A 16,320-nucleotide genomic window follows, 5' to 3' on the forward strand; every position below is an offset into this window, starting at 1 on the left:
GCAGAATGATGGGCAGCGCCAATCCGGGCATGGACGAGGATATCTTCGAGCAGTTCATCGAGCAGTTGCAGCGCTATGTCCGCGAGCGGCTGCTGCCGGCCGAGAAGACGATCATCGAAGCGGATGAGATCCCGGCCGACATCGTCGCCGAGATGCGCGACATGGGCCTGTTCGGGTTGACGACGCCCGAGGAACATGGCGGCGCGGGGCTGAACGTGACGCAATATGCGCGTACCATCAACGCCCTGTCCTATGCGATGCCCGCGTTTCGCTCGCTGGTAACGATCAACACAGGGATGTTCTGCGCGGCAATCAAAAATGGCGGCACGGCGGCGCAGAAAGCCGAGTGGCTGCCACGGATCGCCGCAGGCGACATCGCGAGTTTTGGGCTGACCGAACCCGGCTCGGGATCGGATTCGGCGGGGCTGCAGACGACTGCAACACAAACCGATAATGGCTGGGTGCTCAACGGCACCAAACGCTATATCACCAATGCCCCGTTCGCAAAGGTAGCGCTGATCATGGCGCGCACATCCAAGGACAATCTGCCGAAAAACGCCCATGTATCGGCGTTTATCGTGCCGATGGACACGGTGGGTGTATCCGTGGGCAAGCCCGACAAGAAGATGGGACAGGCGGGCAGCCAGATCGCCGACATCATCCTCGACGACGTCAGCGTCGGCGAGGACGCCTTGCTCGGCGGCGAGCTCGGAAAGGGCTTCGCTTTCGCAATGATGAGCCTCGATACGGGACGGATCTCGGTCGGTTCAGCGGCGACGGGCTATGCGCGCCGTGCGCTCGACAGCGCGATCCGCTACGCCTCCGAGCGCAAAGCCTTCGGCGAACCGATCGCCAATTTCCAGCTGATCCAGCAGATGCTCGCCGACAGCGAGATCGAAATTTATGCCGCCGAGGCGATGATGGCCGACGTCACGCGCCGTGCCGATGCTGGCGAGAATGTCCTGCGCAAGGCGGCAGCGTTCAAGGTGTTCGCGACCGAAATGTGCGGCCGGGTCGTCGATCGCGTGGTCCAAATCTATGGCGGCGCCGGATACCTGGCCGAGTATGACGCCGAGCGTTTCTTCCGCGATGCCCGTCTCTATCGCATCTATGAAGGCACGACGCAGATCCTGCAGCTCCAGATTGCGAAGCATATGCTGCGCGAATTTGCGGCCGCGGCCTGACTCATGAACGACTGGGATGCCTGGATCGGACGCAGCGAGACGCGCCACGACCATGTCGAGGCCGCACAGCTTGTGCGCTGGCTCGCGACCTTCGATCGGCCCGGAACCGGTAGCCACGAGGTTCCGCAAGGGTTCCACTGGTGCCTCGCGACCCCGGACGCACCGACAACGGCCCTGGGGCCGGACGGACATCCGCGCCGCGACGGCGGCCCGGACGGTTTCTTGCCGCCCGTTCCGCTGCCCCGCCGGATGTGGGCAGCGAGCAAGGTCGAGTTTCTCGCGCCGCTCTGCGCCGGGCGCGCTGTCGAACGTGTCTCGCGCATCGCTTCAGTTACCGAAAAGTCGGGAGGATCGGGGCGCCTCGTTTTCGTCGAAGTCGAGCACGACACCCGTTCCGACGGCGAGACCCTGCTGCGCGAAACCCAGTCGATCGTATATCGCGAGGCTGCGCCCCCCGATGCACCGCTCGCGCCCCCGGTCGGCGACGGCAGTTTCGATCCGGCATCGTGGGAATTGCATCGCGAAATCCGTCCGTCGGAGGCACTGCTCTTCCGCTACTCGGCGTTGACCTTCAACAGCCATCGCATCCATTACGATCTCGCCTATGCCCGCAATGAAGAGCGTTACCATGGGCTCGTCGTGCAGGGTCCGCTCACTGCGACGATGCTTCTCGATCTGGCGCGGCGCCGCCTTGGCGATAACCGGCTGCGGCAATTCGCGTTCCGCGGCCTCTCTCCCGCAATCTCCAGCGAACCGCTTCACCTCGTCCTGCGCGGCGAGCAGGATCTCGAACTCGCCGCGTTCGCCGGCGACGGGCGGCAGGTCATGCAGGCGTCCGCCTCCTGCTAGCGGGTCAGGCGGCCGCCTGGGTCCGCGAGGCGGGAGCGGTCGCCGCCATCAGACCCGGTATGTCGCGGCAGCGTTCGAGGTCCATGAGTCCCTCGACCAGGCGGTCGATCTGGCTGTCCGGAATGACGCCGGCGGCGTTGTGGCGAAACTTGGTGACCAGTTCGTCGACCGTGAGCGCAATACCATCCTCGGGCGCCTTGCTGCCGCGCGGAAAGCGCCGCTCGCCGCGATGCATCTCACCGCGCGCGGTGATCTCGATAATCGCCGGTCGGCTGGCCGCGTTGCCGGTCAGAAGCTTCACATAATCGGGATGCACTTCGTGCGTGACCCGGTCCATCAGGCTCATGACCGACTTTCCGAACACGAGGTCCGGGTCCATCCATTCCTTACCGGGCTTCACGCGATGCGCCGCGACGGCAAGACCGTGCGCGATACTGAACTGCGCATCGTGAACCGTCGTCACTTCGCGGTTGAGCCATACTGGCTGCTCGACGAACCCCTCGACATAAGCCTTGATATGCTCGATCTCGTGCGGCTTGATGTCATGCGTGTCGAGGATTTCGGTCATCGCATCGACCAACGCATGCAGAATGCGGCAATGCGGATAGGGTTTGAACCCCTGCTCGGCCGGAAAGCGCCATTCGCTGCCGAGGGCGTCGGTGATGGGCCCCGGTTCCCACCGCTTCGTACCGATGAAGCGCGGAAAGCCGTATTGCCGGTCGTCGAGGACCATCAGGTCGCCGCGGTGGCCGAACTCGGCCATATGGGCAGCGTTGAACGCGGCTTGCGTCAGGACGCCCGCCTGGAGGTATTTGATCGTCGAACTCGGCGCATGCTGGAACCAGGCGGCTTGCGACTGCACGGGGGCGATGCATCCCGCGATGCCCAGGGCGTGCGCTATCGTCTCGGTCGCCGCACCCTTGACCTTGAGAATTGCGGCGGTCGCACCGAAGACCGTGCTGCTGTAGCCATAGATTTCGGGCGGCAAGACCTTGCCGTCCTGCGTATCGCGCAGATAGTCCATCGCCTTTCCAAGCCGATAGGACATTTCATGCGCCAGGGCGACCGCCTCGATGAGGGCAGCTCCGCTTGCGCCCTCCTGTTCGGCCATCGCGAGCGCGCCCGGGAGAACATAGGGACACACATGTCCCGGCGGCAGGATCGCGTCCATGTCCAGCGTGTTGATGAGTTCGCCGTTGGCGAAGGCTGCACCGAAGATCGACACTTTATCGCCGGTTCCGATGATGGTGGCGGGGCCGGACCTACCGCCGGTTAGCCGACCATAGTCGATCCCGGCCTTGCCCTTCGGCTGTTCGGTCGACGCGAGTGCGCAGCCGATAGAGTCGAGGATGATGAGCTTGACGTCTTCGACCACTTCGGTGGGAAGATCGGCCAGCCGCGTGCCCGAGGCAAAGGCTGCCAGTTCTTCGACAATCGTTCCGGACACGGCCGCTCTCCCAACGCGATCATTCGCTTGGCTCCGTGGATAATGCGCCGGGACGTTCCGCGCACTCCCCCTGGTGAGGGACAAAAGGAACCGCGCGGCCGTCTTCCGCGCGGTTCCTTCCACTTTTTGGCCGATCAGCGAAAATTGTAGCTGAGCGTCACGCCGTAGGTCGCGGGCCGCCCGGCGAAGCGCGATACCGTGTCGTAGCCCGACACGACGTTCGACCAGTAATATTTGTTGCCGATATTCTTGCCCCAGATGAAGGCGCGCCACTTTCCGTCGCTGTCCTCGACGCCCAGCTGGGCATCGATCAGCGCATAGTTGCCGATGCAATAGACGCAATTGGTCGAAGCGGCGTTGATCGTCGACGGGTTGACGTCGCCGCCGAGCGTCGCAATCGTTTCGGAGCGGTAGTTGATCGTGGCGCCCAGCAAAAGGTTGAGGTTCGACGTGATCGGCGGGTTGTAATTTCCGCTGAACGCGACCTGATGCTTCGGGGTATAGGGGATGGGCGTCCCTGCAAAATCGACCCCGGTATCGCCGCCCGCATTGGTGCCGACGAAGCGATCGATCTTCGCATCGAGGTAGGTATAGGCTGCATTGAACACCAGATGGTCCGAAGGGCGCATCGTCATCTCGAGTTCGAAGCCCTTGATGGAAGACTTCGGAATGTTGCGAAGCACGTCGAGCTGGCCAAAGGTCGGATCGGTGAGCTTCGTACGCAGCTGCTTGCCGGCATAGTCATAATAAAAGCCGGCGAGATTGAGCTGCAGCGCCCGATCGAGAAGCGTGGCCTTGATACCGCCTTCATAGGCGAGAACCGATTCCTGCCGTGCCGGTTCGTACTGGTTGAGGGTGGAGCCGGTGATCGACGGGAAGCTGCCGGCCTTATAACCCTTGGACACGTTCACGTAGAGCAGCGTATCCGGCGTGACCTTGTAGTCGGCGCCGACGCGCCAGGAGACATTATCTTCCTGAAGCGTGCTGATGTACGCACCCGTGCCGCCATAGGGGAGATAGTCGACCGCGGGATTGGCCGGCGATTCCGAGTTGACGTTGATCGAGACGCACTCGCCCGGAGCGTAGGGCACGAAGGCCTGGCCGGAATAGAGCGAGCCGAAGAATTTGATTACGTTCCCGAATGGATAGGGCGGTCCCTGGGGATCGCTTTGGCAGATGTTCGCCTTGTTGCGCGCATTGGTATAGCGAATGCCGCCTTTCACGGTCAGATTTTCGAGAAGATCATATTCGACGTTGCCGAAGAAGGCGTAGTTGCGCATCCGCTGGTCGTTGGCGAGATTGTCGACGCTCAGGGGGAAGCCGTAAAGCGAACCGAAGCCGACCCTCGCGGACGAGTTGAAATAGTCGATATTCAGTTCCTGATAGACCTTGTCCTTCTCGTAATTGGCGCCGACGACGACGCGAAACGGGTTCTGCGGATTGTTGGCGAAACGCAGCTCCTGGAAGATCGTCTCGATCCGGCCGATCGTCAGCGGAACATCGAGCGCATTGAGCGGCAGGCCGTCGGAGTCATTGCCCTGCCGCTGTCTGAATTTTGTGTAGGCAGAAAGCGACGTGATCGTTCCGAAGTCGCCGATGTCGAAGTCTGCGCGAAGCGACGCCTGCCACATATCATTGTCGGCGAACGGTATCTTTCCGGGCCCGAACAGGCTCGATCCGAGCGACCAGTCGGCCGCGCGTGCCCCGCCGGGCGAGAAGGGCGCCGCTACGACTGCGGGGTCGCGAAAAGCGCCTGCCGGGAAGCCGAACGGCACGCCGATATTCTCGTTCTGGAATTGCAGAGCAATGTGCTGGGCGGCCTGCGTCTCGCTCTTGTCCTTCCAGCCGTTGAGGTTGAGCAACAAACGCACAGACGACGAGGGCTCGAACGCAAGCTGGAAGCGCCCCATATAATTCTCGACCTTGCCGTTCGTGTCGCCGGGGCGGCTGCTGCTCTTCTGCCAGCCGTCGGCGAATTCGGCGCGGCCCGCCAGACGGGCGGAAAGCCCGGCGCCGAGAGGACCACTGACAAAGCCCTCGACATCGACCTGGTTGAAACGGCCGTAGGTCAGCGAACCGCCGGCGGCGAAGCTGTCGGTCGGCTTCGCAGCGATATAGTTGATCGCGCCGCCCGTGGCATTCTGGCCGAACAGCGTTCCTTGCGGTCCCTTCAAAATCTCGACGCGCTGGAGGTCGAAGGTCGAGTGCGACGTCAGAACGGGAAAGGACAGCGGGATTTCGTCGACATAGATGCTGACCGAGGGATAGGCACCGATCGAGGTTTCATAAAAGCCGACGCCGCGCAGCGTATAAACCGGCGTGCCGTTTGGCGCTGCGGCGTAGGAAAGGCTGGGAACCCGGGTTGCGATATCGGAGAGCGAGGTGAGGTTCTGTTGCTGCAGGGCATCCCCGCCGAGAACCGCAGCCGTGACGCCGACGTCGTTCAGATTCTGCTCGCGCTTGTTCGCGGTGACGACGATCTCGTCATATCCTCCCGTCCGAGCTGCCTCGGATGCAGGCTCCACCGGCGCCTCTTGCGCCGCCGCGAGATTCGACCATGCGAGGGCCACGACCGCAGCGCCCGACAGCCGAAAAACATTACGAAGTGTCATTCTCTCTCTCCTCCCGTCCCCAAGCGGCCTGCCGCAATCTTCGACGACATGGTCCGGCGCTCACGCGCAATGAGGTCTTTTCGTTAATCCGCAGCGCTGCTCCTCTCGAAGCCAGCCCGGCTCACAATCTACCAATCCACCGTTAGATTTTTTACTCGATACAAGCTTCTGCCTATGCCTCCTCCGTCGCGCCCGCCATCAGGCGTCGAGATTGAGCATCACCGTCTTCGCCTCGGTATATTCTTCGATTGTCGCCCAGCCGCCCTCGCGGCCGATCCCCGACCGCTTGATCCCGCCGGCCGGAGAGTTCGGCATCACCGAATAGCCGTTGATGCCCACCGACCCGGTGCGCATCGCCTTGGCGACGCGAAACGCCCGGGTCAGGTCGGTGGTGTAAATGCCGCCGGAAAGCCCATATTCACTGTCATTGGCAATCCGGACCGCCTCCGATTCCTCATCGAACGGAATGACGCACAGGACCGGCCCGAAGATTTCCTCGCGTGCCACGCGCATGTCATTGTCGACATCGACGAACAGCGCGGGGTTCACCCAGTTGCCCGCCGCAAGGTCGCCGCCCGGCTTGTCGCCCCCGAACACCAGCTTCGCGCCCTGCTCCTGTCCGAGCGCCACATAGCCGAGCACCTTGTCCAGCTGGCGTTTCGAGATGATCGGCGCCGAGGTGGTCGCCGGATCGAAGGGGTCGCCGAAGCGGACCTCGCGCACCTGTTCGCTTGCATGATGAACAAATTCGTCGACGATCGACCGGTGCACGAGCGCGCGGGTCGGGGTCGAACAGACCTGACCCGACAGGAAGGTCGAGCAAAGGCCCATGAGGTTGCGCGCCGCGGTACGAACATCGCGCGTGTCGGGAAAAACAAGTGCGGCGCTCTTGCCGCCAAGTTCGAGGGTCAGGCGCTTCATGTTGCTGCCGGCAGCCGACATGATCTTCTCGCCGACGAGCGGGCTGCCCGTGAAACTGACCTTGTCCACCCCGGGGTGGGTCGAAAGCGCCTCGCCGGTCACGGGTCCGCCCGTCACGAGGTTGAACACGCCCGGAGGCAAATCCGATTGTGCCAGAATGTCGGCCAGTTTGCTGATGGCAAGCCCCGCCAGCTCGGAGGGCTTGAGAACGACCGTGTTTCCGCACGCGAGCGCCGGAGCGACTTTCATGGCGAAGGTCATCACCGGCCCGTTCCACGGCGTGATGGCGGCCACGACCCCGATCGGCTCGCGGAACGTCATATAATGGAGGTTGGTGGTGCCGGTATATTGCGGAAATGTCTCACCGGTGATCTTGTCGATCCAGCCCGCATAATGGTCGAACATGTCGCCCGCGACGCGACCCGACACCCGCCCGCCTTGGCTGAAGGTGATCGGCATGCCGTTATCGAGCGTCTGGAGATGGGCGATCGCTTCCTCGGCAGCATAGATCGCGTCCACGATCGGTTGCAGGATCCGCTTGCGCTCGCGTGCCGCCATCCGGGGCCACGGCCCGTCGTCGAATGCGCGCCGTGCGGCGGCGACCGCCTGATCGACTCCCACCTGCCCTGCCTCGAGAAAACTCGTGACGACCTCATTTGTCGCGGGATGGATCTGATCGTAGCGGCTGTCGCCGAACTCGCACCATTTGCCGTCGATATAGAGATTGCCCGGGCGGACGCCGAAGCGCTCGCGCATCGTCATGACGCTGCTCGTGGCCGGGCCATTCGCGGTCGCAGCAGGAGACATCGGGGCGGTTGCCATCTGATCCAATCCCTTTCGCGAGCAGCCTGGAGATGACCGCATCGCATTTGTGTCGAGGCCCATGGCCTCTCATTATGCGATGAAGCTAATGCGTGATCGCAGCTTCGGCATTCCCTGTGTTGGGGGACATCGGGTCTTCACGCATAGGGATCCGCGAACGCGCCCGAGGCGCTCATCACGGTGGTGCGCAATTCCTGATAAGCTTCAAGCGCGCCCGCCCCGTTTTCGCGACCCCAACCGCTCGTCTTGAAGCCGCCATAGGGGGTGGACCACCGGAGGTAGCGATAGGTGTTGACCCAGACCATGCCCGCCTCGATGCGCTGCGACACGCGAAGCGCGCGCCCCAAGTCCTGCGTCCAGAGTCCCGCGGTCAGCCCGAAATCGCTATCGTTGGCGATGGCGATGGCCTCGTCCTCGTCGTCGAAGGGAATGATCGACACCACGGGGCCGAAGATTTCCTCGCGCGCGACGCGCATATGATTGCCGACTCCGGCGAAAATCGTCGGCTCGACGAAATAGCCCGCCGAAAAAGCGCCCTCGAGACGCTTGCCACCGGCGACGAGTTCGGCCCCCTCTGCCTGGCCCAGCGCGACATAGGACAATGTCTTCTCGAGTTGCGCGGCATGCGCCTGCGGTCCCATGTGAGTCGCCTCGTCGAGCGGCATACCGACCTTCACCCTGCGCTGCCGCTCCCGAAAAGCCTCCACGACCCGATCATAGATCGATCGCTGGACGACGACCCGCGATCCCAGTGCGCAGGCCTGACCGCAATGCGCCCACGCCGAAGACGTCGCGGCATTGATTGCGCTTTCGAGGTCGCAGTCGTCGAACAGGATATGCGCGGCCTTGCCGCCGAGTTCGAACGTGAAGCGCTTCAGCGTGTCCGAGCCGTCGCGCAGCATCCGCCGGGCGGTGGCGCCCGAGCCGGTGAAGGAGATTTTCGCGATGTCCCGGTGCTCGACCATTCGCGCGCCCGCGACGGCGCCCGTTCCCGGAACGACATTGATAACCCCCGGCGGAATCCCGGCCGCTTCGGCAATACGGGCCAGTTCGAGAGACGTGACCGCGGTGAATTCGGAGGGTTTGAGCACGACGCTGCACCCGGCGGCGAGGGCCGCGCCGATCTTCCAGCATGCGGTAAGCAGCGGGACGTTCCAGGGCGTGATGGCGCCGACGACGCCGACGGGGACATTCGTGGTAAAGGCGTGAATCCCTTCGTCGAGCGGAATCGTGCGTCCTTCGCTCTTGTCGGCAAGCGAGGCGAACCAGTGATACCATTGCGCATGCGCGCCAATATCCATTCGCGTCTCGCGGATCGCCCGGCCGCAGTCGCGTGTCTCGAGTTCGGCGAGCCGCGGCGCTTCCTCGCGATAGAGTTCGGCAAAGCACCGAAGAAGCCCCGCACGCTCCCAGGCGGCCATCCGTCCCCACGGACCCCGCATCGCCTCGCTGGCGCTCGCAACGGCGCGATCGATATCGGCCGCCCCGCCCGTCGCGACGCGCGCCCACGGACGGCCACTGGAAGGGTCGATCGTCTCGATTAACTCGCCGTCGAGGGGCGCGACCCACGCGCCCCCGATATAGAGACGGTTCCATTGGGGGATGTCTCGTGAAGCGGAATCGCCCGGGATCGTTGCCACGATTTCATTCCTCTCGCCTTCAAGCGACACGTTCTCACGACGCGTCAGATGGCGGGAAAGATCGGGAGATGACGGAAGGCGCACAATCCCCCGATCAGGGGATTGGATCAGTCGGGGAAACGAAGAGGTTCGATCACGGTCCGGCCGACATGCGCGTAGAGCTCCAGATACCAGAGCAGCAGTTCGCGATGGCACCCGATCCCCAACCGCTCGTACAGCCGCTTGCGGTGGGTAAGCACCGTTTCCTGACCAATTCCGAGGTCCACCGCGATCGAACTGGCGCTAAGGCCGTAGAGCAGGCGCGCGGCCACCTGGAGCTCGCGGGGAGACGGTGTCTGCGGAGCCAGTGCCATCGTGTTCTCGATCATCGAAAGCGATGTCAGGGCCTGGATCATCCGCTGGCTTTGGGTGACTGCCTCGACATGCTTCACGACCATAGGGAACACCATGCCCGTTGCGGCGTCGAGCCGCCGGGCATCGTCCGCACCCAATATCCCGCTGTCGGAGGGGCGCAACATGCTGAGGCCAAGAACCCCGAACGATTCGCGGTTGAACAGCATCAACCGCTCGCGCAGTCGCTGCCTCGTATAAAAGTCGCGAAGCTCGCTGACCGCGCCTCCGCCACTGTCGAGCTGGAACAGCCTCGGCTCGCCGGCATCCACCCGGCTCCCTTGCTCCATGTCGCGATCGACCAGCCAGAGGCGGCTGCGCAAATAATCCTGGGTCTGCCGAACCGCTATCGCCGAGCCATCCCGGCTGAGCTCGGACACGACGCGCGGTTTATCGCCATCGAAGAGAAAGACGTGGACATGCTCGGCACCGCATATCTGACCGAGGCAGCCGAGCATTTCGTCATAGAAAGAGGGCCTGCCGATGGCGCCAAGCAGCCGCGTCAGCGATGGATCCGCTATCCCAAATGGCTCGCCCGGAGTCCCGCGCCGCGGTCCCAGGCTCGTTTCGCGCTCAGACATCTCTCTCAGCTCCGGCTCCCCGCCTTTCCTGTTTCCTGCAAAATAGCGTAGCGCTGCCCGCGAGTCATCTATTCCTTGCCAAAGTCAGGCGCCCGCTTCTCGCGGAAGGATGCGAGGCCTTCGCGCGCCTCCGGCCCGCCGAAGCCCATCATTTCGAGCGCGAGGGATGCGTCGAACGCCGGCCCTGCCGCGCGCATCCAGTTGTTGAGCGCATGCTTGGTGAAGCGGATCGCGGTCGGCGCGCCGGCGGCAAGGCGCTTCGCGACCGAAAGCGCCTTCTCCTGCAGTTCGTCGTCCTCGACGCACAGCGATACGAGGCCGATCCGTTCGGCCTCCTCACCGCTCACCGGATCGCAAAGGAGCAGGTGATATTTCGCTTTTGCCATGCTGCAGAGCAACGGCCACAAGATGACTGCGTGATCCCCGGCAGCGACGCCGAGCCGCGTGTGGCCATCGGCGAGTTTCGCGCTCTTGGCCGCGATCGAGATATCGGCAAGAAGGCCGGCGACCAGACCGGCACCGACCGCCGGCCCCTGGATTGCGGATACGATCGGCTTGGTACAATCGAGGATGTTGAAGACGAGATCCCGCGCCTCCTGCCACACCCGAACCTTCGCGGCGTAACTTTCGGTCAGTTCCTCGACGAGAGAAAAGTCTCCGCCGGCCGAGAAGGCGCGCCCGGCCCCGCACAGGATGACGGCGAGCACATCGGGGTCCGACGAGATATCGCGCCAGATTTCGGTGATCTCGACATGCCCCTGCCGATCGAGCGTGTTGAGTTTGTCGGGCCGATTGAACGTCAGGCGCAACACGCCCGGAGAGGGCCAATCGATGTCGAAGGCCTGATAATGGGCATAACGATCGCTCACTGTTTCTCTCCTCACGCTGGCGTTCAGGCGGCTTGTCTTGCCGACCGCAGTTCTTCGATGGCACCCGGGTTGTCGAGAGCCGACAGGTCGCCGAGCGGCTGATCGGTCCAGACCCGCTTGATGACGCGTCGCATCACCTTCGAACTGCGCGTCTTGGGAAGCTGGCGTACGAGGTGAACGCCGCCGGGTTTGAACGGTTTTCCCAGACGATCGGCGACATGACCCGCCACCGTCCGCGCAAGCTCGCTCCCGTCGCCGGTCCAGTCCGGCATACATATGACAAAGACGAGCAGCTTTTCGCCCTTCGTCGCGTCGGGTACACCGATTGCGGCAGCCTCGCTGATCGCGTCGAGTTCGAGCACGACTTCTTCGACTTCCGCAGGACCGAGGCGCTTGCCGGCAATCTTCAGCGTATCGTCCGACCGGCCGAGCATGAAGAAGGAGCCATCGTCGAGTTGCATCGCCAGGTCGCCGTGGATCCACATCCCGGGCGTGGTCCGCCAATAGCTGTCGAGATAGCGCTCATCGTCCTGCCAGAAGGAATGCGTCATTCCGACAAAAGGCGCCCGGATCGCGAGTTCCCCGACCTCGCCCACAAGCGCTCGCCCTTCGGCGTCGACGACCGCGACGTCGATGGCGGGCGACCCCGTGTTGAAACCCGAAGGCCGGATCGGTTTCACCACGACGCTCGAGAGAAGCGCGCCCGAAACCTCGGTGCCGCCGGTGTAGTTGATAAGCGGGACGTCAGCCCCGAAAATCCGCTGGAACCATGAGAAATGTTCGGGATCGATCCCCTCGCCTGCAGTGATCAGCAACTCGACGCTCGACCTGTCACCGGCGAGCGCGAGTTCCTCGTTGGCGGCGAGCCCGCGGATCAATGTCGGAGCCGAACCATAATGCGTTACGCCGTGGCGCTCGACGACGCGGCTCATCCGCGACCAGTCGGGATAGTCGGGCGCCCCGTCGTAGCAGACGAGAGTGGCGCCCCGCAGAAGCGCACAGGACAGGACCAGCGTGCCGGCAATCCAGCCCATGTCGGCGGGCCAGCAATAGACCTTGCCCGGCCCGACGTTGAAATGGACGAGCGAATCGTGCGCGATCTTGAGCGGAAAGCTGCCGTGCGTGTGAACCGCGCCCTTCGGCTTGCCGGTTGTCCCCGATGTGTAGATGACCATGAAGGGATCGGACGGGGCCATCCGCTCGGCGGGCCCGGCGTCACCAGCGGTTTCCGCGATCGCACGCCAGCTCAATCCGCCTGGCGGGACCTCTTCGCCCTTCCAGATGATGGTTTCCAGCGACGGCAACTGGCTCGCGGCTGCCTCGACTGTGGGAACGAGATCGACCCGGCGACCGCGTCTGTCGAAACCGGTCGTCGCGATCAGGGCACGGACCGAGCTGGGTTCGAGGCGCGAGACGATGGCGTCGGCCCCGAAACCGCTGAACAGCGGGACGACGATCGCCCCGATATAGGCAAGGCCGAGAAGCGAGATCGTTGCCTCGATGCCATTCTCGATGAGGAGACCAACCCGGTCGCCGCGGCCGATTCCCTGCGCGCGAAGGCCCGAGGCGAAGCGTCGCACTTCCCCTCCGAGTTGTGCATAGCTGAGGGTGCGAACGGTGCCGTCTTCCTGCTCGGCAACCACAGCCCGCTGGCTCGCCGTCCGGGAATCGGTGCACCAGGCGAGCACGGTATCGACCCAGTTGAGCTCGCCTCCCGGGAACCATTCGGGAAATTCGGGGCCGCGATCGAAGCGGGCATAGGCGTCGGGACGCCGCGACCACACGATCCCCAGTTCATCGATGACCCGCATCCAATAGTCGCCGGGCCGCGCGACGGACAGGCGGTGGAGTGCGTCATAGTCCTCGACGCCGAAGGCGTGTACCCACTGGCTCACAAGCGCCCCGTCGACCTGGGCGCGGCTCGGCCGCCACATATTGCTATCGTCGTTCGACATGCCTTGATCCCTTGGAGCGCGCCGTTCGCGCTCGCATCCTCTCACGTGCAATTCTCTCCCTTGCGCCCCTCCTGCGCAAGGCACGGCAAAGGCCGATTGACCTCTTACCTCGACAAGGCATAGGGTAACCCTATGGCCTAGATCAGGAGTTTTGACGTTATGTCCTCACCGCAGCTCGCGCATGAGCGCTCGCTTCACACGGCAAGAGAGTTACCCGCCTTGGACGTTCGCCAACTCCATTATTTCGTGACGCTCGCCGAGCAGGGATCGATTTCCTCAGCGGCCGCGACCTTGCAGATGGCGCAGCCTTCGCTCTCGGAAAACCTGATGCGCCTCGAAAAGAAGCTCGGAGTACAGCTCGTGGTGCGCAGCGGCCGCGGCATCATCCTGACCGAAGCGGGTCAATTGCTTGCCAAGCACGGCCGCGAGATCGTCGACGCCGCCGGACGCGCCATCGACGAGATTCGCCATGTCGGCGAGGAAGCACGCGGGCCGGTGTCGATCGGCCTGCCTCCCTCGCTCGGCATATTGCTGAGCGTCCCGCTCGCCGAGACGATCCAGAGCGAGCATCCCGACGTGAAGCTCCGGATCAGCGAGGGCATGTCGGGCAATATCGCCGAGTGGATCGAGGAAGAGCGCATCGACATCGGCTATGTCTACGAGGTTCGCGACAACCAGGACCTGCTCTTCCAGCCCTTGCTGCTTGAGAAGCTCTTCCTCGCGACGGCTCCCGACAATGTCCCCGACTGCATCAATTATGACGATCCTGCCTCGCCGACGATCCGCGGGATCGACCTGGAAAAGCTGCCGCTCGCCCTCCCCGCCAGCACGCACGGCGCGCGAAAGGTCGTCGAGCGGTTCGCCCGCTCGGCGGGAATGAAGCTCGATATTGTTGTCGAGATCGACTCGCTGCCGCAGCTCATCACCATGGCGACCCGCGCCAGCGCCTATACGATCCTGCCCCATGCGGCCGTCATCGACGAGGTGGCGGCCGGCACGATCCGTCTCTTCGAAATCGTCGAGCCGACCATGACGCGCACCGCCTATCTGCTGCGCAAGCGGTCCCGCCCGATCACCCGGGCCAGCCAGGCGGTGCAGCAGTCGATCAGCCTGATCGTGCGCGAGATGATCGAGCGCTTCCAGCTCGAAGCCGCCGTGGTCGATGATATGTCGCTGCAGAAAGATCGGTCATGAGTTCGATCGAACGTGCCGAACTTGCGCGCGCGAGCCACGCAGCGGACACGCCTCGCGCCGCGGCCTTGGCCGACCTGCTGGCCGAGCGATACAGTTGCCGGGATTTCCGCGACGAGCCGGTCCCCGACGCCCTGATCGACCGGATGCTGACGATCGCGCAAATGTCGCCGTCCTGGTGTAATACCCAGCCATGGCAGGTGACGATCACGTCCGGCGACGCGACCGAGACACTGCGCGCCGCGCTGCTCGCCGACCTGCACGACGGCGGATTCACCGGCGAGCCCGACATCGAATTTCCGTCCGCCTATAGCGGCGCCCGGCTCGATCGGCGGCGCGAGGTCGGTTGGCAGCTCTACGAAAGCGCCGGAATCGCAAAGGGAGATCGCGAGGCGTCCGCCAGGCAGGCCTGGGAAAATGAGCGTCTCTTCGGGGCGCCACATGCTCTGTTGATCCACGCGCCGCGCGAGCTCGGAGCATATGGGGCGGTCGATTGCGGCGTCTATCTCGGCATTCTTCTCCTCGCGGCGCAGAGCCTCGGCCTCGGTATTGTTCCCCAGGCCGCGCTCGCGCGGCACGCGTCGCTGATCAAACGACAGTTCGCGCTGCCGGACGATCTGATTTTCATCGTCGGGGCATCCTTCGGCTTCGCCGACTACGACAGTCCCTTGAACCAGTTCCGGTCACGGCGCGCGCCATTGACCGAAAGCATCAGGAAAGTGAATCAATGACCCGCCTGCCTCTCGATGGCCTCCTTGTCGTTTCTCTCGAACAGGCGGTCGCCGCGCCGCTCGCAAGCAGCCGCCTCGCGGACGCGGGCGCGCGCGTGATCAAACTCGAGCGGCATGAGGGGGATTTCGCCCGCGGATATGACAATTATGCCGCCGGCCATTCGACCTATTTCACCTGGCTCAATCGTCACAAGCAATCGGTCCGGGTCGACTTGTCGGACCCCGCCGATCGCGATCTTGTGCATGCGATGCTGGCCGGTGCGGACGTGTTCATCCAGAATCTCGGCCCGGGGGCCGCCGGGCGCCTCGGACTTGGCGCCGCAGACCTGCGCGCCGCCTATCCACGCCTCATTACATGCGACATCCGCGGCTATGCGGAAGATACGCCCGACGCCAAGCGCAAGGCCTACGACCTGATGATCCAGGCCGAGTCGGGGTTGTCCAGCGCCACCGGAACCGAAGCCTCGGGACCGAGCCGCATCGGCGTTTCGATCTGCGATATCACGACCGGCATGACCGCGCACGCGCAGATCCTCGAAGCGCTCTACAGGCGCGAGCGCACCGGCGAAGGCAGCGCCATCTCGGTTTCCTTGTTCGATGTGGCAGCCGAGGCGATGAACATCCCTTTCATTGCCGCCCGCAACGGCGGTCCGCTTGCGAAGCGGGTCGGGCTCGCCCATCCGTCGATCGCGCCTTATGGCGCGTATGAATTCCTCGACGGAACGCTGCTGATCGCGGTGCAGAGCGAGCGCGAGTGGGCGCAGCTATGTGCCGGCATTCTCGGAGACGCCTCGCTGGCAACCGACAGCCGCTTCTGCTCGAATTCACTGCGCGTTGCGAACCGCGCCGAACTGGAACAGGTGGTCGGCGCGGCACTCGGGAAACTGACGACGCATGAAGCGATCGGCAGGCTCGAAGCCGCCAAGATCGCCTGGGGCCGCGTATCCGACCTTAAGGATCTGATGGCGCACAGCGCGCTTTCGACGGCGGCGGCGACCGCCGACGGCGACGAGGTCGTCATGGTGGCTGGCCCCGCCGTCGTCGATGGCGAGCGCACGGGCGGAGGCCGGGTGCCGTCGCTCGGCGAGCATGATCTGATTGTCCGCGAGGAATTCGCGCCGGCCTGAA

12 protein-coding genes are annotated in these 16,320 nt (G+C 63.8%); 5 read left to right on the forward strand and 7 right to left on the reverse strand.

Translation table 11 applies throughout. The features are described 5' to 3' along the window. The first annotated feature begins 8 nt into the window (after nt 1-8). Nucleotides 9-1,184 carry an acyl-CoA dehydrogenase family protein gene (locus ACVENA_RS11070; RefSeq protein WP_449328929.1) on the forward strand — a complete coding sequence of 392 codons (1,176 nt, stop codon included), beginning with the start codon at nt 9-11 and terminating at the stop codon, nt 1,182-1,184. A 3-nt stretch (nt 1,185-1,187) separates the two neighbouring features. Continuing rightward, nucleotides 1,188-2,033: an FAS1-like dehydratase domain-containing protein gene (locus tag ACVENA_RS11075; RefSeq protein WP_449328837.1), complete on the forward strand. Its 846-nt coding sequence runs from the start codon at nt 1,188-1,190 to the stop codon at nt 2,031-2,033. A 4-nt stretch (nt 2,034-2,037) separates the two neighbouring features. On the opposite strand, the gene ACVENA_RS11080 is transcribed toward ACVENA_RS11075, so the two are convergent. The 7 genes from ACVENA_RS11080 to ACVENA_RS11110 form a co-directional block, all read right to left on the reverse strand. Then, on the reverse strand, nt 2,038-3,480 hold the full coding sequence (locus ACVENA_RS11080) for an MmgE/PrpD family protein (protein ID WP_449328838.1): 1,443 nt from the start codon (nt 3,478-3,480) through the stop codon (nt 2,038-2,040). 134 nt (nt 3,481-3,614) lie between these two features. Beyond that, nucleotides 3,615-6,092 (reverse strand): TonB-dependent receptor, encoded by a 2,478-nt coding sequence (locus ACVENA_RS11085; RefSeq protein ID WP_449328839.1) that lies wholly within the window; start codon nt 6,090-6,092, stop codon nt 3,615-3,617. Between the two features lie 198 nt (nt 6,093-6,290). Beyond that, a complete protein-coding gene (locus tag ACVENA_RS11090; RefSeq protein ID WP_449328840.1) occupies nt 6,291-7,835 on the reverse strand; it encodes an aldehyde dehydrogenase family protein in 1,545 nt (514 codons plus the stop codon). 137 nt (nt 7,836-7,972) lie between these two features. Beyond that, nucleotides 7,973-9,475 (reverse strand): aldehyde dehydrogenase, encoded by a 1,503-nt coding sequence (locus tag ACVENA_RS11095; RefSeq protein WP_449328841.1) that lies wholly within the window; start codon nt 9,473-9,475, stop codon nt 7,973-7,975. 107 nt (nt 9,476-9,582) lie between these two features. Then, entirely contained in the window at nt 9,583-10,446 is an 864-nt protein-coding gene (locus ACVENA_RS11100) for a helix-turn-helix transcriptional regulator (protein WP_449328842.1), read from the reverse strand. Between the two features lie 68 nt (nt 10,447-10,514). Next, nucleotides 10,515-11,315, reverse strand: a complete 801-nt coding sequence (locus tag ACVENA_RS11105) for an enoyl-CoA hydratase/isomerase family protein (RefSeq protein WP_449328843.1) — start codon at nt 11,313-11,315, stop codon at nt 10,515-10,517. A gap of 23 nt (nt 11,316-11,338) precedes the next feature. Then, nucleotides 11,339-13,270: an AMP-binding protein gene (locus tag ACVENA_RS11110; protein WP_449328844.1), complete on the reverse strand. Its 1,932-nt coding sequence runs from the start codon at nt 13,268-13,270 to the stop codon at nt 11,339-11,341. Nucleotides 13,271-13,489: 219 nt separating this feature from the next. Here ACVENA_RS11110 and ACVENA_RS11115 point away from each other — a divergent pair, with 219 nt between their 5' ends. The 3 genes from ACVENA_RS11115 to ACVENA_RS11125 are packed head-to-tail and all read left to right on the forward strand — an operon-like array spanning nt 13,490 to nt 16,319. Next, the gene (locus tag ACVENA_RS11115) at nt 13,490-14,464 is read left to right on the forward strand and encodes a LysR family transcriptional regulator (protein ID WP_449328845.1); all 975 of its coding nucleotides are present in this window, start codon (nt 13,490-13,492) and stop codon (nt 14,462-14,464) included. After that, nucleotides 14,461-15,192, forward strand: a complete 732-nt coding sequence (locus ACVENA_RS11120) for a nitroreductase (protein ID WP_449328846.1) — start codon at nt 14,461-14,463, stop codon at nt 15,190-15,192. The genes ACVENA_RS11115 and ACVENA_RS11120 overlap by 4 nt, the downstream gene beginning before the upstream one ends. Then, on the forward strand, nt 15,189-16,319 hold the full coding sequence (locus ACVENA_RS11125; protein ID WP_449328847.1) for a CaiB/BaiF CoA transferase family protein: 1,131 nt from the start codon (nt 15,189-15,191) through the stop codon (nt 16,317-16,319). The genes ACVENA_RS11120 and ACVENA_RS11125 overlap by 4 nt, the downstream gene beginning before the upstream one ends. Nucleotide 16,320: the final 1 nt, after the last annotated feature.

This window comes from Sphingopyxis sp. 550A, from assembly GCF_053569535.1.